The sequence below is a fragment of the Brucella gallinifaecis genome (genome assembly GCF_006476605.1).
Lineage (GTDB): Bacteria > Pseudomonadota > Alphaproteobacteria > Rhizobiales > Rhizobiaceae > Brucella > Brucella gallinifaecis.
Map to the genome: position 1 here is coordinate 320830 of NZ_ML636800.1, position 21148 is coordinate 341977.

The window sequence follows — 21148 nt, forward strand, 5'->3', positions numbered from 1 at the left end:
TATTGCGTTCACGCGAAATATCGTGTTGAAATCATTCATCAATCCACGCCAAGCATAATGCTTTAGCATAGCAAAGCCTTTGATAGATCAGCATTTTTTGAATTTATGAATAGTCGACAACAATGACAGAGAACACGTTAAAGTCGCAAACTATAACGGCATTGTAACAATTTGATATTGCAGAATTTCTATAATTAACTGTGACGACTGCCCAAACGCCGCCCTATACGTGAAAGCAGAATGACCGGCAGAATTCCAACAACCACAATTGCCAGTGCTGCCACCGACGCCTCTTCATAGGTTCCGCGTGCAGCCTCACCATAAAGATGTGTGGCAAAGGTTTCTATATTAAGTGGACGCAATAAAAGCGTTGCCGGTAGTTCTTTGACACAATCGACAAAAACCAGCAGACCTGCGGCAATAATCGCTGTTTTTGAAAGCGGCAAATGGACCTCATGGAAAGTAGCCGTGACGCCACGACCAAGTGTACGGGAAGCGTGGTCAAGCGATTGGGGAATGCGCTCAAGACCGGCATCAATACCGCCAGCAGAGATTGCCATAAAGCGTGCAACATAAGCGTAAACAATAGCCCCGCCTGTGCTGATCAGCAATAATCCGGTAGAGAGACCGAAAAACGTGCTGAAAACCTGATCGAAAAAACGGTCTACCGCACCGGATACAATCATGATGCCGATGGCAATCACTGTTCCGGGCGCTGCATAGCCCATAGTAGAAAAACGGTAAAACCACCGCGAAGCCGTGCCAGGAAACAACCGCATTGCATAGGCCACCATCATACCAAACAGCAAAACCAGCACGGTTGCCACCGTTGCCAGCATGACAGTGTTGAAAGCTTCAGCAGCCAGACGGGGCGAGATACCCGCAAAACCTATACGTTTGGCCGCTTCGATAACAAGATATGTGGCAGGCAGGATGAAACCGATAATGATGGGAACCATACAGACAATAAACAACCACAGGCCTTTGATACCCCTGACTTTCAGTGGCTCGAAACCGCGTGAATGGCGAATATTGGAAGAAAAACGCTGTTTACGCCTCGCCCAGCGTTCGATTGAAACGATCGCCACAACCAGCAGCAAAAGCGCCAGAGCGAGCTGGGCTGCGCCGGGCAAATCAAAGCGCGTTACCCAGGTCGTATAAATTGAAACTGTTAGGGTCCGTACGCCCAGAAATTCAGCGGCGCCGACATCGTTGAGCGCTTCCATCAAGGCAAGGCTGACACCAACGGCCACGGCTGGGCGTGCCAGCGGCAGTGCAACGCGCCAGAATATTCCTCTGCGGCTAACGCCCAAAGTGCGTGCCGCCTCGATCAGGCTTGCGGACTGCGTCAGAAACATGGCCCGCGTTGAAATATAAACATAGGGATAAAGCACGAAACCAAGCAGAATTATGCAGCCCGTCATCGATCGAATATCGGGTAACCGAAACTGCCGCGGTGTTTCAAACCCCAGCACAAAGCGGATCGCAGTTTGTATCGGCCCAATCGGATGCAGAATATCAAGATAAGCATAGGCGATGATATAGGTTGGCACCGCCAGAGGCAGCAACAGCGCCCATTCCAATATAGCTCGTCCGCGAAAGTCATATGCTGTGACCAACCATGCGCTAAAGGTGCCAACCAATGCAGTGATAAGTCCAACGCCTGCCAATAATATGATTGTATCGATAAAGGCCGTAGCGAAAATCGTCGAGAAAATATGGCTCCACAGTCCTGATGAGCCACGAAATGCTTCGATAACAAGCGCCAGCACTGGCAAACATACCAAGAGCGCAATCAAACCGGAAAGCCACAGCCAGCCGCGCCCCGAACGGGTGCGATTAAGCATGGATAACGATGTTGCGTGCACAGGTTCCGCCACCTTGGTCGACCCTTATATTACAACGCCGGCGCAATGATTTTGCACCGGCGTCGTTTTATAGATATAAGCCGATTTTAATTATCAAAACCGACTTTGTCGACCAGTTCACTGGCCTGTTTGCGATGCTTGACGATTTCCGAAAGCGGCACGGTATCAATCTTCAGCTCACCGAAAGATTCAACAATTGGATCAACCGGGGCACCGGGCTTGACCGGATATTCGAAATTCGCTTTTGCATAAAGCTGCTGGGCTTCGTCTGAAACAAGATATTCAAGAAGCTTGACGGCTTCATCCTTGTTCGGAGCGTTTTTGGCAACGGCTGCACCGCTGATATTTACCTGCGTGCCACCATTGGCAAAGGTTGGAAGAATAACCTTAATTCCCTCACCCCATGTCTTCTGTTCGTCGCCGCTCTTGCCCGAGCGCATCAGACCAACATAATAAGAGTTGGCAACGGCAATATCGCAGATACCACCAACGATATCCTTGGCACCATCACGATCACCACCGGCTGCCTTGCGTGCCAGATTGGCTTTCAGGCCAGTGAGCCACTCTTCCGTCTTTTCAGCACCATGATGCGCAATGTAATCAGCGATCAGAGCCGTATTATATGGATGCTGACCGGCACGGATACAGATCTTGCCCTTCCACTTCGGATCGGCCAGTTCTTCATAAGTGATCTCGTCAAGTTCTAGATCCTTGTCTGCATAGACAACACGTGCACGCATCGACAAACCGAACCAGTTGTCATTTGCATCGCGGAGCTGAGCAGGAATGGCAGACTTGAGAGCAGCAGAATCGACAGGTTGAGTAAGACCCTTATCAACAAAATCAACCAGATTGCCTGCATCAACAGTCATCAGAATGTCGGCGGGAGATTTTTCACCTTCGGAAGCAACACGTTCAGCGAGGCCATCCTTAAGGAAAACAGTATTAACGGTCGTTCCCGTCTTTTCCTTATAGGCATCAAGCAAAGGCTGAATCAGGCCTGGCTCGCGCGTCGTGTAAATATTGACCTCATTTGCATTTGCAGCACCTGAGAGAAACGTCGCAGCCATGAGTACAAGTCCAGCACGTGCGATCTTGGGCATATTACCTCCGAAAATATGGTTCATTGGGAACTATATGTTATGCAATCGAACTATATGAACTCGATTTTGCCGGGTCAATTAAACCGGGAAATAAATATGAGCTTATTACTCATTATTTTGAAAAAGCAGTACCTTTTCCCAGTTTATCCGAACGAAAACCGAAGTTGCACCTTCCATTACGTGATGGTCAGTGCGTACACGCAAAGACTGTCCGCTCCCATCAAGACGGATCAGCAACTCTTCGGTCTCACCAAAATAGGTCCGTGTTTCAATCTGTCCGCTTAAAGCGCCCTCAGTGTCATCGATGAGGACTTCAATGTCACGCGGTCGGACATAAACAAGGACTTCGCGGTGAGAGGCAAAGTCATTTGCCACATCAAAGCAACCCAGCGGACTTTCAATTGTTCTGCCACAAACCTTGCCGGTAAATGCGTTGAAATCACAGAAAAAATCAGCCGCATAACGGCTGTTCGGTCGGTTATGCAGGTCACGGGGCGAGCCTTGCTGGACAATTTCGCCCGATCGCATCAAGACAACGCGATCTCCTGTAGATAATGCTTCTTCGGCTTCATGTGTCACGATAATGACCGGCGTACCAAGAGCGCGCAGAAGCGACAGGGTTTCACTGCGTACACGCGCACGTAAACCGCGATCGAGATTAGAAAATGGCTCATCCATCAACAAAAGATCAGGTTTTGGAGCCAAAGCCCTGATGAGCGCCACGCGCTGCTGCTCGCCACCCGAAAGCATATGGGGATAACGGTCTGCCATCGAAGCAAGGCCTACAAGGTTCAGTAGTTCATTGACGCGGCTGATTGCCTGCTCTTTATAAATTTTACGCAAGCCAAACAGCACATTTTCACGCACGCTCAAATGTGGAAATAATGCGTAATCCTGAAAAACTACACCAATATTGCGTTTTTCCGGCTCAACGAAAATCGATGGTCCAACCAGTCTTCGCTCACCCATGCTAAGCAGGCCCTCATCTGGTGCATCAATGCCTGCAATGATCCGCAACAAGGAAGTCTTTCCGCACCCTGAATGCCCAACCAGACTGATAATTTCACCTGGCTGTACATCAAGCGATATATTATTGAGCGCACGCACTGTTCCAAACTGCCGGCTTATGCCTGAAAGCATCAGCGCCGGAGCCGTCTCATTATCGAACATGATGTTCTGCTGGGTCTTTGCATCCATAGATGAGGCCGAAAGTCCTGTTATCATGAAATGCATATAAATGACTTGGACTGCTTTGCCAATAAAACACGACTAAACATGTCAGGCATTGAGTAAAAAGTTCCTGTTCCTATGATAATTATCGCCACTATCCAGTTGAAAAATCTGAAAAATAGCGCAATGTTTTCAAATAGTAATTTGATATTTCCATTGCAGGAGTCTGAGCATGGGGCCAATCACCGATAAGGTGGAAACCAGCAATCATTTGCCACGGGAAACGAAAGTCGCCATTATCGGCGGCGGTGTGATTGGCGTATCGACAGCTCTTTTTCTGGCCGAAAGCGGCATTCCTGTTGCCCTGTTTGAAAAAGGTGAAATTGCGGGCGAGCAATCAAGCCGAAACTGGGGCTGGTGCCGCCGCACGGGGCGTGACAGTCGCGAACTGCCGCTGATTGTTGAAAGCATGCGCCTGTGGGAAGGAATGAATGAGCGTGTAGAACGCGAGACCGGCTTTCGCGTTACCGGAATCGCTTATACAGCTGAAAAAGAAGAAGAAATTAACCGCTATGCAGAGTGGATTAAAATTGCCAGCGAGCATGGCATTGAAACACAAATCTTAAATGCTCAACAAGCAGCAGAACTTGTGCCCGGAATAACACGACCACTCAAAGGCGGAATGATAACACCCCTTGATGGCCGTGCGGAGCCACAAAAAGCAGTACCTGCTTTCGCAGCCAAAGCACAGGAACTGGGCGCAGATATTATGCAAAATTGCGCGGTGCGGGAGATTGAGACTACCAATGGCCGCGTCTCGGCAGTTCTGACAGAAAAAGGTCGCGTGGCATGCGAAGCAATTGTCGTTGCTGGCGGCGCCTGGTCGCGTCTGATCATATCATCATTTGATGCTCATCTGCCGCAATTGAAAGTACGTTCATCTGTTTTTCGCACAGCACCTGTCGAAGGCAATGTAGAACCCGCAGTCGCATTTTCAGACTTTGCGTTGCGCAAGCGACTGGACGGCGGCTATACAGTTGCGAGCCTTGGCGGCTCCATCGCCGACATTGTACCCGACAGTTTCCGTTTCTTTCGCGATTTCATTCCCTCGCTTGCAACCGAATGGAAATCTCTGCGCTTTCGTTTTGGCGAACGCTTTTTCGAAGAAGCTTTCCAGTGGAAACTGCGTCCTGCGGATCAGGTTTCAGTGTTTGAAAAAATCCGCACCCTTGATCCGGCCCCACACCGGGCAGCAAATGCGGCGATACTTGCTAAACTAAAAGCGGCCATTCCATCCTTTAAATCTGCAACCATCGCTCAGGAATGGGCTGGCCTGATTGATACCATGCCGGATGTAATTCCGGTTATTTCACCCTTGCCAGGCATTGATGGACTGATCATAGCCACAGGTTTTTCGGGCCATGGCTTTGGGATCGGCCCCGGCGCAGGGCGTTTGATCGCGGATATGGTCAGCGGTAAAACGCCGATCGTTGATCCAGCGCCGTTCCATATCTCACGCTTCTCTGATGGTTCAAAAATCCGCATCGAGAACTGGGGCTGAAAACAGAGAAAGCTTATCAGGATGCAATTGGTGAATAAATAGATATAGGATTCCCATTACTTAAGCATAAAAGGAATACTCTAATCGATCGGTAATTCTCTGCGTGACCAGTCTTTTTTAGGGATCAGATCACCAATTGCATATTGGAACGATGAAACGGTCAAATCCTGCGGGTTAATTTTACAATCAAAATCCAGATTGTACCAATTTGCATGACTTCGGAAGGCTCCTCCAAACATTTTCAAACTGGATTCCGTCAAATTGCCTCCCTTTCGTGCCATCATATCAGGAGTAATATCTGGTCGTTTATGCCGTATTTGCTCCAAAGCCTCTATCCCACAAATCTGGATAACCCGATCTGTTGGCGAAAGCTTTCCCAAAGCCTGTTTAACATTTGGATTTGAAAGGGCGTCTTTTGAATAAATTTTCTCGGCCTTCACCATCTTTGTTTCTGCCTTCACCGGATGAACCAGACTGGTGGGAGAGTTCTTTGCACTCAGCACTGGCTCGCGGGTCACTGCTTCATCCTGATGAGATCCGATTGCACTTTCCGCTGGCTCAGATATGTCGGAATCTTCTTGTTCCGAGGGTTTTACAGGATTAATTTTAGCGTTTTCTTTTTCAGCATCTGCTGCAGTTTCAAACGCTTTTTGCTTTGCTTCAACTTGGGCAGCGCCATCCGTTTTCTGCTCAGGCCTGGCCTGAAACGGAGGAACCAGTTCGACTTTTATATCCTCTGGCTGGATAGAATGCATTGATACAGGGAACGTAATCAGCAGCAAGGCAAGAACTGCAGCATGCAAACCAACTGAGACCAGGCAGCCCAATATGGCATCTTTCTCAACCACCGATAATCATCTCTTCATTGCGTTACAATCTGGCCGTTATAATCAGCGATTACCTCAAATAAAAACCATTGCTCAAGCCAGAACATATTTTTCCTTTCAAGCTCCAGAAAAGAAAATTTCTCCTTGCCAAGCACCATCGCTTAGATAGATCATGGTTAATTATATGCTGTCGTATTTCGTGAGGTGAAGTTCAATACGGCAGCTACATGCAGATACATAATGACTTGCAATGACTTATTTAACCGCATTTGCGGAATGATGCATTAACATTTCCGTAAGTGCCTGAAGCTGAACCATATTAGAAGAGAGGAAACAGAAATGTCCAGTTTGCTGCCTCCACTTCATGACGGCCATGCACCAATTTATTTGCATCATGCATTTCAGGACGCAATCGATGCCTATGAAGACTGGAAATTTGAAACGGCTGAACCAGTCGTCGCAATCAATGGTAAAGTGACACGCATTAGCGTTGTTTTCCGGCGATTATGGAGCTGTACTGATATCGTTCCACGCCACACGCTTGAGGCATTGAAAGACATTGTCCCATCAAATCTCGTCCATAAAGACCGGTGGAAAGACAAGGCTACATTTGCCGAAGCTGCCCATCTGATGCGGACAGCGCTTGAATGGCGTAAGGCACGTCGTCTGCCACTCGTCTGCTAAACTTGCCAATCATGCAAAACGGGCAGGTTTCATCTTGCCCGTTTTCAATCAACCATCTGAATTTCAGAGCTTACGAAAACGCACACGCGCACTGCGCTCAATGGCAGCAACTGTCAGCTCATCCAATGCCCAGCGATCACGCAGCATCTGCAAAAATTCAAGCTCTTCCTGTTCGACATGAAGGTCAGCAGCCGCCACTTCAACAGCCAGTGCATAGGCCGTATCATAGAGCTTCTCTGGCATGGCCTTATGTGCAAGATCAAGAATTCGCTCCAGACCGTCCTCATCCGCAAGCAATGCATAACAATCACTTGCAAGCTTTGGCAAGCGAGCGGCATCAAATCCCTGAAAAACCGGCAAACGTGAAACCACATTGCTGATTGATGCAAGTTCCGCATCAGTCATGGTTGTATCGGCTGCCGAAGTTGTCACCATGATGTAAACGAGAGCGTCATGCGGTGAAATCTTGCTCATCAAATGCTCCTGCATCCGGTAACTGGAATCATAAATCAAGGTCAATCACTCAGAAACCTATGAAGCTTGTTGCAGTTGTGCAAGGAAATTCGGCAGCAATTAGCTTGGCAAAGATTGACGTTCGCGTCATGGCACGCCATAGAGCAGTGGCACTTTGTGCGTTTAAATTATCATCAATTAAAAAGCTCTTCACAGGACATCAGGATAACATCATGACTTCGCACCGCCTTCCCGAAATTACGCTGACCCCGGAACTGACCGCGGCGGCTGCGGAAGCGAAATCGTGGCCTTTTGAAGAGGCAAGAAAAATACTCAAGCGCTATGCCAAAACCGGCATGCCTGACACCGTAATCTTCGAGACCGGCTATGGACCCTCTGGATTACCACATATCGGCACCTTTGGCGAAGTTGCACGCACCTCGATGGTTCGCCATGCTTTCCGTATTCTGACGGAAGACAAAGTCAAAACACGGCTCATCTGCTTCTCCGATGATCTCGATGGTATGCGCAAAATCCCGGATAATGTGCCAGATAAAGAAGCCCTTGAGCCTTATTTGCAATTGCCGCTTTCTGCAGTGCCAAACCCGTTTGGCGGTGATTACAAGAGCTTTGCCCAGCATAATAATGCCATGCTTTGCCGTTTCCTCGATACTTTTGGTTTCGATTATGAATTTGCAAGTGCAACTGAGTATTACAAATCCGGCAAGTTCGATGCTGTCCTGTTAAAGGCAGTCGAGCGCTACGATGACATCATGAAAGTGATGCTTCCAACACTTGGTGAGGAGCGTCAGGCGACTTATAGTCCGTTCCTGCCAATTTCGCCAAAGTCGGGCCGCGTTCTTTACGTACCGATGAAAAGCGTGGACGCCAAGGCTGGAACCATCACCTTTGACGATGAGGACGGTGTTGAAACGACGCTGCCTGTCACTGGTGGCAATGTAAAACTTCAGTGGAAACCTGATTTTGGTATGCGCTGGGCAGCGCTGGGCGTTGATTTTGAAATGTTCGGCAAGGACCACCAAACCAATGCCGGTATTTATGACCGCATCTGCGAAATTCTTGGTGGTCGGGCACCGGAGCATTTCGTCTATGAGCTGTTCCTTGATCAACTCGGTCAAAAAATTTCGAAATCAAAGGGCAATGGTATCGCGATTGACGAATGGCTGGCCTATGCGCCGACCGAAAGCCTTGCACTATACAACTTCCAGAAGCCAAAGACTGCGAAGAAGCTTTATTTCGACGTGATCCCGAAGGCCGTAGACGAGTATTTCACCTATCTCTCTGCCTATAACCGTCAGGAGTGGAAAGACCGCCTGAACAACCCGGTCTGGCACATCCATTACGGCAACCCGCCAAAGGTTGAACTGCCGGTTACATTCGCACTGATGCTCAATCTGGTGAGCGCATCCAATGCTGAAAACCCAAGCGTTCTCTGGGGCTTCATCTCGCGCCATGTGCCGGGAGTAACGCCAGAAAACAACCCGGAACTCGACGCGCTCGTTGGTTATGCCATCCGTTACTTTAACGATTTCGTGAAGCCCACCAAGCAATTCCGTACACCTGACGATGTCGAACGCGCAGCGCTTGAAGGCCTTGATGCGAAGCTTGCAACTCTGCCAGCCGATACAGACGGTACAGCAATTCAGAATGCCATTCTGGACGTTGCCCGTGCAATCGAGCGCTATCAGGATCATAACAAAAAAAGCCCGGAAGGTGGCCCCGGCGTATCAGTATCTTTCTTCCAGATGCTCTATGAAGTGCTGATCGGTCAGGAACGCGGCCCACGCTTTGGATCTTTCGTTGCTCTTTATGGGATCAATGAAACCCGTGCACTTATCCAAAAAGCACTTGCTGGTACGCTATCGTAAATATCTGATAGTTATCAAAAGCCCCACCCGGTTGTTCGGGTGAGGCGTTTTTTATTGGTTTTGCGGCGCTGGAGGAAACTCACCGTCAAGCTGCTGTGGCCTGACAGCTTGCCCCGGTATTTCAGGCATTATTGTATCGGGCATTACTGTACTATTATTCAAACCAGGTAACACTGCATCCGGCTTATCACCATAAATACCTGATTTCGCAATCTGCGCCTTTTCGGCAGCTTCCTCATAAGGGCTTCCGGCAACAGCCTTTGCCCAGCCATTGGACACAAGCCACAAAGCGGGATCTTCAGTGCCAACACTGCATTGCGTTGTAATTGCCGCCCTACTGTCATTTTTGGGCAAACGGCACATGATTGCACGCGCACGCAGCCATTGACGGAAAGCGGTGCGGGCATGCATGCCACAAGGCCAGCTTTCACCATCCTCAGCCTGACAGGTTTCCTCTACCGGAATGACCTCAATGCCTTGCAAATCAACGAAACGCCCCTGACTTTCAAGTTTGCCGGCAGCAATTGCAACCGGGCGCTGTAGAAGCTGCAACGGCTGGTCTTCATCAACCACCACAGCAGGCGCCGGTGGTTCTGGCGGTTTCGGTGTTGTTGCCAGTCCAAGGTCACTCAGAGGTGGCCGGGCAGGTTCACGCTCAAACTCACCTTGTGCACTTTGATTGAAACTGTTCTGTTCAGTTGTCTTCAATGCATCTTCCGGTACAGACTCCGAAGGCACTATATCAGCATCAGCTCTGGTTTCCGGCTCATTATAATCAAATTGTTCGACAATAATCTTGTTGCCCGATCCCGCCTCCGGTTTCACTTGATTATCGCGGCTCTCAACAATCCTGACCGGGCGATCAAGCGCCCCATAAAACGGTGCGACAAAAACCATGACCAGAATAACAGCGGTCAAACCAGCCAGGCTTCCAAAAACAATATGGGCATGATTTTTCCGGGGCAATCTGATCATCACTGGCTTGCCCACAGAATACGGGCAACCCATTCGACATCCTTCATTTCATAGGACAGATTTGGAAACTCAGGATTAAACGAATGAAGCTCAATTGTGCGCGGGGTCTGTCGATGAAGAATTTTAGCCATCACTTCGCCGCCTTTGGTGCGGACAACCACACGATCGCCACGACGAACCGGTGCATTAGGCGCCACAACAAGTGTATCGCCATCACGATAAAGCGGCAACATAGAGTCGCCTGAAACTTCCAGCGCATAGACATTATCGGTAGGTGCTGCTGGAAACTGCACGACATCCCAGCCATGACCTGCGGGAAAACCGGAATCGTCGAAATAGCCACCCCCGCCTGCTTCCGCCATGCCAAGCAGCGGTATTGCACTCGGCTCCTGCAAATAGTCGCCATAAGAGGGGAAAGAAGTCTCTCCACGAACAAGTCGGGTAAATTCGTCAAAACTCGCGCCGGTCGCTTCCATGACTTTGGCAAGGGATTCAGTAGATGGCCAGCGCGCACGCCCATCGGGGGCATAACGTTTGGATTTGTTGAAAGTCGTTGGATCAAGCCCTGCACGGCGTGCAAGGCCGGATACGCTCAAAGAGTTGCGTTCTGCCAGAGCATCAATAGCAGCCCATACACTATCATGAGAAAACATAGTTCAACCTGCGAAAGAGGATTATAAGCCTAGCCACCAGCCTTTTATGATAGTAATTCTAGCGAATAACCTGATTTTACGCAAGATGCACAATATTACAGGGAAAATTTTCTTATTCACCAATAAAAACACGCGGCTCTTCAGTGCCGCGTGTTTTTTCACTCAACCCACAAATCAGGCCGCTTTTCTGGTCTCATTTTTGTATGGATTGAAACGCTGATAGAAGCTTTCGCCATTCTCCGCCATATCGACAAGCAGCTTCGGCGCCTTGAACTGCTGGCCATATTTGCGCTGCAACTCTTTCGCAAGTTTGACGAATTTCTTCGCGCCCATTCCATCAATATAAGAAAGCGTGCCGCCGGTATAAGGTGCAAAACCAAAGGCCAGAATGGAGCCAACATCGGCCTCACGCGGATCAGTGACAATGCCTTCTTCCATCACACGCGCAGCTTCCAGAGCAATTGTCACAAGGAAACGCTCTTTCAGTTCCTTCACGTCGATCTTGTCAGGGTTCTGCTGCGGATAAAGGTCTTTCAAACCGGCCCAGAGATGTTTCTTGGCAGGCTTGGCCGGATAGTCATAAAAGCCCTTGCCGTTCTTGCGGCCCTTGCGATCAAACTCATCAACAAGCTTATCCACCAGTTCCACATGGCGCGGATCGACAGCCTTTTCACCAAGATCGGCAAGGGTTGCCTTGAGGATTTTTTGCGAAAGGTCAATTGCCGTTTCATCGTTGAGAGCAAGCGGCCCAACCGGCATACCGGCCATACGGGCGGCATTTTCAATCATTGCAGCCGGAACACCTTCAACCAGCATGTTGTAGGCTTCCGACATATAACGCAGCACGCAACGATTGACATAGAAACCGCGCGTATCATTGACAACAATCGGCGTCTTCTTGATCGCACGAACATAATCAAGAGCCACGGCCAAAGCCTTGTCGGATGTCTTCTTGCCCAGGATCACTTCCACCAACATCATCTTGTCGACCGGCGAGAAGAAGTGAATACCGATGAAGTTCTTCGGACGCTTGGAGACTTTAGCAAGGCCGGTAATTGGCAAGGTCGAGGTGTTGGACGCAAAAACGGCAGAAGTTTTCAAAACCTCCTCAGCCTTTTCGGTCGCGATGCGTTTAACTTCACGATCTTCGAACACAGCCTCGATCACCAGATCAGCTCCTTCGAGCAAGGCATAATCCGGCGTGGCCGTGATAAGCGACAAGAGCTTTTCCCTGTCGGCTTCTGTGGCGCGGCCTTTCTGCATTTCCTTGGTGATCAGATCAGCCGTATGCGCCTTGCCCTTGTCCGCAGATTCCTGATCGCGATCGATCAGCACCACCGGAATGCCAGCCTTGGCCGTCACATAGGCAATACCTGCGCCCATGAAGCCAGCACCGATAACGCCAATTTTCTTGAATCTGGTCGGCTTTTCATCGGCTGGACGACGTGCACCCTTGTTCAACTCCTGTAACGACACGAAGAGCGAACGGATCATCATGCCCGCTTCGGTCGTCTGGAGAATTTCGGTAAAGTAACGCTGCTCAATCTTGAGACCAGTATCGAAAGGCACCAGCAGGCCTTCATAGACCGACTTCAGAATAGCGAGGGCTGCCGGATAATTTCCCGATGTTTCGCGGCGTAAAATGGCGGTTGCCGCAGGCCAGAGATTGGCACCGGCAGCCGAATAGATTGCACCGCCGGGCAACTTGAAGCCTTTTTCATCCCATGGCTGAACTGGCTTGAGACCACCCTTGATCAACTTTTTTGCTGTTTCGACGAGCTTCCTGGCAGGTGCTACTTCGGTAACAAGGCCCATCGCCTTGGCACGCTGTGCCGTCAGGCTGGAGCCTGTGGTCATCATCTGCAAAGCATCCTGCTGGTTGGCAAGGCGCGGAACGCGCTGCGTGCCGCCAGCGCCCGGAAACAGGCCGACTTTCACTTCCGGCAAGCCCATCTTCACGCCCGGCGCGTCGGACGCCACTCGGGCATGGCAAGCGAGCGACATTTCAAATGCCCCACCCATGCAGGTGCCATTAATGGCCGAAACCCAAGGCTTGCCCGAGGTTTCAAGCTTGCGGAACAAGCCGCCCATTCGACCGACATTATCAAACAGTGACTGAACAGCAGCTTGGCTGTCCTTTGCCTTTTGCTTCTGAAATTCCTTGAACATGCTTTCGAGCATGGTCAGGTCTGCACCGCCGGAGAAGGTTTCTTTGCCGGACGTGATGACCACGCCCTTGACCTTTTCGTCGGCGGTCGTCGCGTCGATGATGGCATTCAATTCCTGCATCACATCAACGGTGAAAACATTCATCGACTTTTCAGGCATATCCCAGGTGACGAGAGCAATGCCATCAGCGTCAGTTTCAACTTTAAAATTTACATAAGACATTTATAAAACCTCCCCTCACACGCGCTCGATAATGGTGGCCGTACCCATGCCAGCACCGATACACAAAGTGACCAGCGCCACGTTAAGGTCGCGGCGTTCCAATTCATCCAGCACAGTGCCAAGGATCATCGCACCTGTTGCACCCAGCGGGTGTCCAAGGGCAATCGCACCGCCATTGACGTTGATCTTATCCTGCGGAATATCAAAAGCTTGGCAGTAACGCAGAACCACAGCGGCGAAGGCTTCGTTCAACTCGAACAAATCAATATCCGAGATTTTCATCTTGGCCTTTTTGAGCAGCTTTTGCGTCACATCAACGGGGCCAGTCAGCATAAGCGCAGGTTCAGAGCCAATATTCGCAAAAGCACGGATACGTGCACGAGGTTTCATGTCGAATGCTTTGCCAGCCTTCTTCGAGCCAATGAGGACACCGGCGGCGCCATCAACAATGCCCGACGAATTACCGGCATGGTGCACGTGATTGATGGTTTCCACTTCCGGGTGCGCCTGAATGCCAACAGCATTGAAGCCCCCCATTTCACCGGGCATCACGAAGGAAGGATTGAGCTGAGCAAGCGCCTGCATATCTGTGCCCGGACGCATGTGCTCGTCATGATCGAGAATGGTAAGGCCATTCTGATCCTTGATCGGAATAACCGATTTTTTGAAATAGCCCTTTTCCCACGATTTCGCAGCCCGCTTCTGACTTTCCACCGCATAGGCATCAACATCATCGCGGGAAAAACCGTATTTCGTAGCGATCAGATCGGCGGAAACACCCTGCGGCATGAAAAAGCCCGGAAAGCCAACCGATGGATCCATATACCAGGCACCGCCTGACATACCCATACCAACCCGCGACATGCTCTCAACACCACCGGCAATGACGAGATCATCGGCACCGAAGGCAATTTTCGCCGCAGCCAGATTGACGGCATCAAGGCCGGATGCGCAAAAGCGCGAAATCTGGATACCTGGTGCCTTGAAGTCATAGCCCGCTTCAAAAGCAGAAGAGCGTGGAATGACAGCGCCTGCCTCACCAACAGGGTCCACACAACCGAAAATAATGTCGTCGACCTTCGCCGTATCGATGCCGTTACGATCGCGCAAGGATTCCAGAACCTTCGCGCCCAGACGAACGGCAGGCACTTCATGCAGGCTACCGTCTTTCTTGCCACGTCCGCGCGGTGTGCGAACGTGATCGTAAATATAAGCCTCAGCCATTTTTTCTCCTTCCCGCCAATGCCATACGACATTGGCGCCATCTCTAAACTAGAATGCGTCTGCGTTGAGCGCCATCATGCTATCTGCACCCGACTGGATGCGTGCAAGATGCGCTACAGTTTCCGGCATGATCCGCTCGAAATAGTAGCGTGCGGTGATAAGCTTTGCTTCAAGATAGTCCTTGCTGCCTTCGCCAGCCGCCAGCTTTTCTTCCGCAACTTTTGCCATTCTTGCCCACATAAACCCAAGCGCCACCAGGCCAAAGAGATGCATGTAATCATTCGATGCAGCCCCCGCATTGTCTGGCTTTGCCATTGCGTTCTGCATCAGCCACATGGTTGCGGCCTGAAGATCATTGACGCCCTTCTTCAGATGCTTGGTGAAGAATGAGAGCTTTTCATTTTCGCGATTTGTTTCGCAGAACTCGCCCACTTCCTTGAAAAAAGCAGTGATCGCGCGTCCACCGTTAAGTGCCAGTTTACGACCAACCAGATCAAGCGCCTGAATGCCGTTGGCCCCCTCATAGATCATGGCAATTCGCGCATCGCGCACATATTGGCTCATACCATGTTCTTCGATATAGCCATGACCACCAAATACCTGCTGCGCCATGACTGCATGTTCAAAACCCTTGTCGGTCAAAACGCCTTTCAGCACTGGCGTCAACAAACCTACGAGGTCGTCAGCCGCCTGACGTTCCGCTTCATCGCTGGAACGATGAGCAATGTCAGAGTTAAGTGCCGTCCAGAGAATAAGAGCACGTCCGGCTTCGTTGAAAGCGCGGATATTCATGAGGTTGCGGCGTATATCGGGATGCACAATGATCGGATCGGCCTTTTTATCCGGTGCAATCGCGCCCGAAAGCGCACGACCCTGAATACGCTCACGCGCATAGATCGCAGCGTTCTGATAAGCGGTCTCGGCAATCGACAACCCCTGAAGCGCCACCCCCAGACGGGCTTCATTCATCATGGTGAACATGGCACGCAGACCTTTATGCGCCTCACCGATCAGGTAGCCTGTTGCTTCGTCATAATTCATGACACAGGTGGAATTGCCGTGGATGCCCATTTTCTCTTCCAGAGAACCACAGGACACAGCATTGCGCTTTCCCGGATTACCGTTTTCATCGAGAATAAATTTAGGCACGATAAACAGCGATATGCCCTTAACACCCTCGGGTGCGCCATCGATGCGAGCCAACACCAGATGAATGATATTTTCCGACATATCATGCTCGCCAGCCGAGATGAAAATCTTCTGGCCTGAAATCTTGTAGGAGCCATCGCCCTGCGGCGCTGCACTGGTACGCAACAGCCCCAGATCCGTACCGCAATGCGGCTCGGTCAGGTTCATGGTGCCAGTCCAGACACCTTCCACCATCTTTGGCAGATAGGTGTCTTTCTGCTCATCACTGCCATGCGCAAGGATCGCGGCAATCGCACCCTGCGTCAGGCCCGGATACATGGTAAGCGCCATATTGGCTGATGACATATATTCGCCAACAGCCGTATGCAGCAGATAGGGAAGCCCTTGCCCACCATATTGCTCAGGAACGGCAAGCCCAAGCCAGCCGCCTTCGCGATATTGATCATAAGCTTCTTTAAAACCCTTTGGCGTCGTTACCGAACCATCGGATGCACGAACGCATCCTTGCCTGTCGCCAGATTGATTGACCGGAAACAATGTGCCTTCGGCAAGCTTCGCACCTTCAGACAGGATCGCTTCAACAACATCCGGGGATGCATCAGCAAAACCTGGCAAATTATTGTAACGCTGATAATTCAGAACGTCATTGAGAATGAAATTTGTATCCTCAACGGGTGCGCGATAGCTCGGCATCGAAATCCTCCAATCAATTACCTGCTTTGTTCAGCATGACGCAGAACATCTCTCCAACATGTATCTCAGATATGTCTGTCATATGAATTTCTCACACGCACACTTCATACCTTGCGCAATAATAATGGGGCGCGAAACGCAAAAACCAACCATCATTACCGCTCCTGAAACCTTCACCGCCCAGTCCTTATCGATGAAATTCCAATCTTCATGGAAAGCTAACGTATTTTGACGTTTCCGTAAACGTCAAAATTTATTTTTTATGAACCTATCCTTTTGCTCTATATGTTGCCAAAAAGCCTTAATTCCTTCAAATAAGTTATTTATCAAATATTCAGCGTCGGAAACGGAATAGTAAGTGCTACGTATTAAATTTACTTTTCTTTGCCTTTTGTTGGCAATCATCTCCCCAGCAAATGCCCTGGAAGCCAATCCTCCGGCTTTAAAGCCTTCGCCGCAACAGGCTGCAGCTGCTCAACTCACTTCTGAGTTTCTTGAGCAATTTCATTATAAACCAGTAGCTCTTGACGATGCTTTATCCGCGAAGGTTCTCGACCGCTTTATCGATATCCTCGACCCGGACAGACTTATTTTCCTGCAAAACGACATCGATAACTTCAAAACACACAGTGCTGACATTGATGATGCTATCCAGAAGCAGGATCTCACTATTCCGTTTGAAATTTACAATATTTATGGCCAGCGTATTGATGATCGCATTTCTTACGCGCGGCAACTGCTTAAGGGAAATTTCGACTTCGACAAGCAGGAAGATTACATTATCCTTCGCAATAAAGAACCTTGGCCGCAATCTGAAACAGAACGCAATGATTTATGGCGCAAACGCGTCAAGAATGATTGGCTGAGGTTGAAACTTGCAGGCAAAGATGATGCTTCAATTCGCGATACACTGATAAAGCGATACGACACTGCTCTTTCACGCGCCAATAAATCCAAGGCTGATGATGTTTTCCAGCTCTTTATGGCAGCCTATACGACCTCTGTAGATCCTCACACAGATTATTTGGGCCCCACTGCAGCCGAAGAATTTAACATATCTATGAAGCTTTCACTGGTTGGTATCGGCGCGGTGCTCCAGGAACGCGACGATTATACCACGATCCGCCAGCTGACTGCCGGTGGGCCGGCGCAACTTTCAGGCAAACTTGCAGTTGGTGATCGCATTGTCGGTGTTGGACAGAATAAAGACGGCCCCATAAAAGAAGTCGTTGGAATGCGCCTCGATGAAGTTGTCAAATTGATACGCGGTGACAAGGGCTCCATTGTGCGTTTGGAAATCCTGCCGGCAGACGCAAGCCCCGACGCCAAGCATCAGATCATCAGTCTGGTTCGTGATAAAATCAGTCTGGACAAACAAGCTGCGCAGAAGAAAATCATCTCCGTCAAGGATGGAGATAAAAACCATAAAATTGGCATCATTACCCTGCCTGCATTTTATGAGGATATCCAGGCGCGGCGCAAGGGCGTGAAAAACTATCGAAGCGCCAGCCGCGATGTAGCCAAAATTCTTGACGAACTTAATCGGGAGAAGGTTGACGGCGTGCTGGTCGATCTTCGCAATAATGGTGGTGGATCATTAAGCGAAGCGATTGATCTGACTGGCTTATTTATTGGAAAAGGTCCGGTCGTTCAACAGCGCAATGCAAATGGTGAAATCAGGGTCGAGAGCGATGATTTTTCCAAACCTGTCTGGAGCGGCCCGCTTGGCGTTTTGATTAATCGTGGATCGGCGTCTGCATCGGAAATTTTTGCCGCCGCCATACAGGACTATGATCGCGGTGTCATCATTGGTGAACCAAGCTTCGGCAAGGGCACAGTGCAGACGGTCGTCAATCTTGATGAGGTCGCGCAAAGCGATCATCAAAAGCTTGGTGAGCTGAAGCTGACCATTGCGCAATTTTTCAGGGTAAATGGTGGCACGACCCAATTGCGGGGCGTGACGCCTGATATCAGCCTGCCCGGCCTCTATAATCTTTCTACAGTGGGCGAAGCGAGTTTTGATAACGCCCTACCCTGGAGTGAAATTCCGGCTACGAATTATCGGTCCTTTAACAAGGCAAAAACCCTGCTCCCTAAACTGCAGCAATTGCATGACAAGCGCGTCGAGAACGATGTTGAGTTCAACCGGTTTTTGGATAATATCTCTACTTTGAAATCACAGCGTGATAAAAAAACGCTCTCTCTTAACGAAAAAGAACGTCGCGCTGAAATAGAAAAAGAAGCCAACCGCCGCAAGATGCAAGGGCAAGTTGATAACGACAATGAAAGTCCTCGCGATGATGGTCTACAGTCGAATGAACGCAGCCTCAGTGCAGATATTGCTCTCGAAAAAGCACGCAAAAATGAAAAAGACATCTTGCAAAATGAGGCAGCGGCCATTGTGTCCGACCTTGCAGATTTAAATACAAAATCAGCGCAAGCATCATCAAAATAATGGCTTGAATATATCTCCCCGAAATAGGGACCGGTTTTCAGGCTTCGTATTAAAATAAATATTTAGCACGTTTCTATCTGATCCAATCAGATAGAAACGTGCTCTAATTACTGCTTCTGGTTCCGTTGTAGCTACCATTTTTGCACAATAGCGTTACCATTCACAGCCAAGCAACAAATCGCAATGCTTTATAAGGAATTGTAAGGTAAACAGGGTATCTATTTTGCCCAACCATGCAGATTGCGCAAAGCATGATGTTTGTTGGAAGCCGTCACTTTTTCGGTGCCTTGCCCGGTTACTGGTCGATCAGATGAAGCATGAGACAATCCACGTAAACGGTACATTTGTTGCACCTGATGGTTTGCCTAAGCCACGAATATACTGGGCCTGGGCAACATTAATGGTGGGGCTTACACTCGCCGTCATAGATGGCACGATAGCAAATATTGCCCTTCCCACCATCGCAGCGGATTTTTCCGCAGGCCCTGCTGCATCCATCTGGGTCGTCAATGGCTATCAGCTTGCCGTCGTCATCACACTCTTGCCCTTCGCAGCCCTGGGCGAAATTTATGGCTATCGGCGCGTCTATCTTTTTGGAGTGGCACTTTTCACTCTTGCTTCATTCGCCTGCATTTTTGCCCGCTCAATCGAAACATTGACTATTGCCCGCGTCATACAGGGTTTTGGTGCGTCTGGTCTTATGAGCGTCAACACTGCACTTTTACGTTTCACAGTCCCGCAAGCCAGGTTTGGCACAGCGTTAGGATTAAACTCCCTTTTTGTGGCGGTTTCGTCTTCCATCGGGCCTACTCTTGCAGGTTTAATTCTACATTCACTAAGCTGGCCATGGCTTTTCGTGATCAATATACCGCTTGGAACTTTGGCTGTTGTCATGGGACTTAAGAGCCTGCCAGACAACGAGTGTTCATCACGCCAATTCGACTATCTAAGTGCAATTCTCAGCGCACTTACTTTGGGATTGCTTGTCACAGCAATCGATAGTGCTGGCAGCAATATTGACAAAATATGGCTGATTATACAGGTTGCAGGCTGCATCTTGGCCGCTACATGGCTTGTTCGTCGTTCGTTGCGCACCAGCAACCCATTGCTGCCTCTGGATTTGCTGCGCATTCCGGCTTTCAGCCTTTCGCTTTGCACATCAATCATGTCATTTCTGGCACAAATGATGACTTTCATCTCATTGCCTTTCCTGTTCCAGAGCGTTTATAATTTCAAACCTGTCGCAGTCGGGCTTCTAATGATGCCATGGCCCATTGCAGTGGCATTCATTGCACCGCTATCTGGAAAATTGTCAGATAAGTATTCGCCCGCAACACTTGGTTTTATTGGACTGGTCATATTCGCTACAGGCCTGATGCTGATTGGCTTTCTGCCGCAAAACCCAAGCGTGCAGGATATTTGCTGGCGCATGGCCGTCTGCGGTATCGGCTTTGGTCTTTTTCAGGCTCCCAATAATCGCATGATAATAACCTCAGCTCCGCGCGCTCGTAGCGGCGCGGCAAGTGGCATGCTCGGCACAGCTCGCTTATTGGGTCAGTCACTGGGCGCAGCCTTCGTTGCTTTCCTACTGGCGCAATGGGGAGTGGCAAATATACCCCATATCATAGTGTCTGCCTCTGCCTTTGCCATACTGGCATCTTTTATCAGTATCACGCGACGCAATCGTTAGAATCAGGATATGGATAAGCCTGTGAATCTTTTTAAAAATCTTTGTCGAAAGGTGAAATTCCCTGTTGCAATCCCCAAATCATTAGTCCATATAGCGCGTGCCTGATGGAAATGACTTCACACAATGAATGATTTTCTTTTGAAAAACTGATACGAGCGGGTGTAGCTCAGGGGTAGAGCACAACCTTGCCAAGGTTGGGGTCGAGGGTTCGAATCCCTTCGCCCGCTCCAGTTTTCAAATCAGATGCACATCAAAATCCCGGCTTTGTCCGGGATTTTTGCTTTTTAAATATTTCATCCCCATTTCAAAAATGTCGGAAGATTAAAGTCTCCACCCATAAAGTCTGCACCATTTTTAAGGCCT

At 49.5% G+C, this 21148-nt stretch carries 15 protein-coding genes and 1 tRNA gene; 6 read left to right on the forward strand and 10 right to left on the reverse strand.

Translation table 11 applies throughout. The annotated features are described in order from the left end of the window. Positions 1-194: 194 nt before the first annotated feature. From FHY56_RS01425 to FHY56_RS01435, 3 genes are all read right to left on the reverse strand, one after another. The gene (locus FHY56_RS01425; RefSeq protein WP_140903543.1) at positions 195-1847 is read right to left on the reverse strand and encodes an ABC transporter permease; all 1653 of its coding nucleotides are present in this window, start codon (positions 1845-1847) and stop codon (positions 195-197) included. 107 nt (positions 1848-1954) lie between these two features. After that, positions 1955-2971: a Fe(3+) ABC transporter substrate-binding protein gene (locus FHY56_RS01430; protein ID WP_140903390.1), complete on the reverse strand. Its 1017-nt coding sequence runs from the start codon at positions 2969-2971 to the stop codon at positions 1955-1957. A 105-nt stretch (positions 2972-3076) separates the two neighbouring features. Further along, positions 3077-4168 carry an ABC transporter ATP-binding protein gene (locus tag FHY56_RS01435; protein WP_140903391.1) on the reverse strand — a complete coding sequence of 364 codons (1092 nt, stop codon included), beginning with the start codon at positions 4166-4168 and terminating at the stop codon, positions 3077-3079. Between the two features lie 205 nt (positions 4169-4373). Between FHY56_RS01435 and FHY56_RS01440 the strand changes: the two genes are divergently transcribed. Continuing rightward, positions 4374-5702 carry an NAD(P)/FAD-dependent oxidoreductase gene (locus FHY56_RS01440; protein ID WP_140903392.1) on the forward strand — a complete coding sequence of 443 codons (1329 nt, stop codon included), beginning with the start codon at positions 4374-4376 and terminating at the stop codon, positions 5700-5702. 80 nt (positions 5703-5782) lie between these two features. Here the strand turns inward: FHY56_RS01440 and FHY56_RS01445 are convergent, their stop codons facing one another. Continuing rightward, positions 5783-6550, reverse strand: coding sequence for a DUF930 domain-containing protein (locus tag FHY56_RS01445; protein ID WP_140903393.1), 768 nt, complete (start codon positions 6548-6550; stop codon positions 5783-5785). A gap of 318 nt (positions 6551-6868) precedes the next feature. Between FHY56_RS01445 and FHY56_RS01450 the strand changes: the two genes are divergently transcribed. Then, a complete protein-coding gene (locus tag FHY56_RS01450; protein ID WP_140903394.1) occupies positions 6869-7213 on the forward strand; it encodes a BRA0787 family protein in 345 nt (114 codons plus the stop codon). 63 nt (positions 7214-7276) lie between these two features. Here FHY56_RS01450 and FHY56_RS01455 read toward each other — a convergent pair whose 3' ends face one another. Beyond that, positions 7277-7687, reverse strand: a complete 411-nt coding sequence (locus tag FHY56_RS01455; RefSeq protein ID WP_140903395.1) for a tellurite resistance TerB family protein — start codon at positions 7685-7687, stop codon at positions 7277-7279. A gap of 212 nt (positions 7688-7899) precedes the next feature. On the opposite strand from FHY56_RS01455, the gene FHY56_RS01460 reads away from it, so the two are divergent. Next, positions 7900-9555, forward strand: coding sequence for a lysine--tRNA ligase (locus FHY56_RS01460; RefSeq protein WP_140903396.1), 1656 nt, complete (start codon positions 7900-7902; stop codon positions 9553-9555). A 51-nt stretch (positions 9556-9606) separates the two neighbouring features. Here the strand turns inward: FHY56_RS01460 and FHY56_RS01465 are convergent, their stop codons facing one another. The 5 genes from FHY56_RS01465 to FHY56_RS01485 all read right to left on the reverse strand — a co-directional run bounded on the left by FHY56_RS01465 (position 9607) and on the right by FHY56_RS01485 (position 16640). After that, complete coding sequence (locus FHY56_RS01465; RefSeq protein WP_193556745.1) at positions 9607-10530, reverse strand: thermonuclease family protein; 924 nt, start codon at positions 10528-10530, stop codon at positions 9607-9609. Further along, positions 10530-11183, reverse strand: coding sequence for a S24 family peptidase (locus FHY56_RS01470; protein ID WP_140903397.1), 654 nt, complete (start codon positions 11181-11183; stop codon positions 10530-10532). The genes FHY56_RS01465 and FHY56_RS01470 overlap by 1 nt, the downstream gene beginning before the upstream one ends. 174 nt (positions 11184-11357) lie before the next feature. Next, on the reverse strand, positions 11358-13574 hold the full coding sequence (locus tag FHY56_RS01475; protein WP_140903398.1) for a 3-hydroxyacyl-CoA dehydrogenase NAD-binding domain-containing protein: 2217 nt from the start codon (positions 13572-13574) through the stop codon (positions 11358-11360). Positions 13575-13589: 15 nt separating this feature from the next. After that, positions 13590-14798: an acetyl-CoA C-acetyltransferase gene (locus tag FHY56_RS01480; protein ID WP_140903399.1), complete on the reverse strand. Its 1209-nt coding sequence runs from the start codon at positions 14796-14798 to the stop codon at positions 13590-13592. 48 nt (positions 14799-14846) lie between these two features. Beyond that, entirely contained in the window at positions 14847-16640 is a 1794-nt protein-coding gene (locus tag FHY56_RS01485; RefSeq protein WP_140903400.1) for an acyl-CoA dehydrogenase C-terminal domain-containing protein, read from the reverse strand. A gap of 358 nt (positions 16641-16998) precedes the next feature. On the opposite strand from FHY56_RS01485, the gene FHY56_RS01490 reads away from it, so the two are divergent. From FHY56_RS01490 to FHY56_RS01500, 3 genes are all read left to right on the forward strand, one after another. Then, on the forward strand, positions 16999-19095 hold the full coding sequence (locus FHY56_RS01490; protein ID WP_140903401.1) for a carboxy terminal-processing peptidase: 2097 nt from the start codon (positions 16999-17001) through the stop codon (positions 19093-19095). 310 nt (positions 19096-19405) lie between these two features. Beyond that, positions 19406-20785 (forward strand): MFS transporter, encoded by a 1380-nt coding sequence (locus tag FHY56_RS01495; protein ID WP_140903402.1) that lies wholly within the window; start codon positions 19406-19408, stop codon positions 20783-20785. A gap of 155 nt (positions 20786-20940) precedes the next feature. Beyond that, positions 20941-21015: transfer RNA gene (locus FHY56_RS01500), tRNA-Gly, on the forward strand. Positions 21016-21148 lie beyond the last annotated feature (133 nt).

What these genes read in the sequence shown, in the direction of transcription:
- FHY56_RS01495 (WP_140903402.1), top strand. Translation starts at nt 19,406, where the DNA reads ATGAAGCATGAGACAATCCACGTAAACGGTACATTTGTTGCACCTGAT.
- FHY56_RS01425 (WP_140903543.1), bottom strand. Translation starts at nt 1,847, where the DNA reads ATGCTTAATCGCACCCGTTCGGGGCGCGGCTGGCTGTGGCTTTCCGGT.
- FHY56_RS01440 (WP_140903392.1), top strand. Translation starts at nt 4,374, where the DNA reads ATGGGGCCAATCACCGATAAGGTGGAAACCAGCAATCATTTGCCACGG.
- FHY56_RS01470 (WP_140903397.1), bottom strand. Translation starts at nt 11,183, where the DNA reads ATGTTTTCTCATGATAGTGTATGGGCTGCTATTGATGCTCTGGCAGAA.
- FHY56_RS01460 (WP_140903396.1), top strand. Translation starts at nt 7,900, where the DNA reads ATGACTTCGCACCGCCTTCCCGAAATTACGCTGACCCCGGAACTGACC.
- FHY56_RS01465 (WP_193556745.1), bottom strand. Translation starts at nt 10,530, where the DNA reads ATGATCAGATTGCCCCGGAAAAATCATGCCCATATTGTTTTTGGAAGC.
- FHY56_RS01475 (WP_140903398.1), bottom strand. Translation starts at nt 13,574, where the DNA reads ATGTCTTATGTAAATTTTAAAGTTGAAACTGACGCTGATGGCATTGCT.
- FHY56_RS01485 (WP_140903400.1), bottom strand. Translation starts at nt 16,640, where the DNA reads ATGCCGAGCTATCGCGCACCCGTTGAGGATACAAATTTCATTCTCAAT.
- FHY56_RS01435 (WP_140903391.1), bottom strand. Translation starts at nt 4,168, where the DNA reads ATGGATGCAAAGACCCAGCAGAACATCATGTTCGATAATGAGACGGCT.
- FHY56_RS01455 (WP_140903395.1), bottom strand. Translation starts at nt 7,687, where the DNA reads ATGAGCAAGATTTCACCGCATGACGCTCTCGTTTACATCATGGTGACA.
- FHY56_RS01430 (WP_140903390.1), bottom strand. Translation starts at nt 2,971, where the DNA reads ATGCCCAAGATCGCACGTGCTGGACTTGTACTCATGGCTGCGACGTTT.
- FHY56_RS01480 (WP_140903399.1), bottom strand. Translation starts at nt 14,798, where the DNA reads ATGGCTGAGGCTTATATTTACGATCACGTTCGCACACCGCGCGGACGT.
- FHY56_RS01450 (WP_140903394.1), top strand. Translation starts at nt 6,869, where the DNA reads ATGTCCAGTTTGCTGCCTCCACTTCATGACGGCCATGCACCAATTTAT.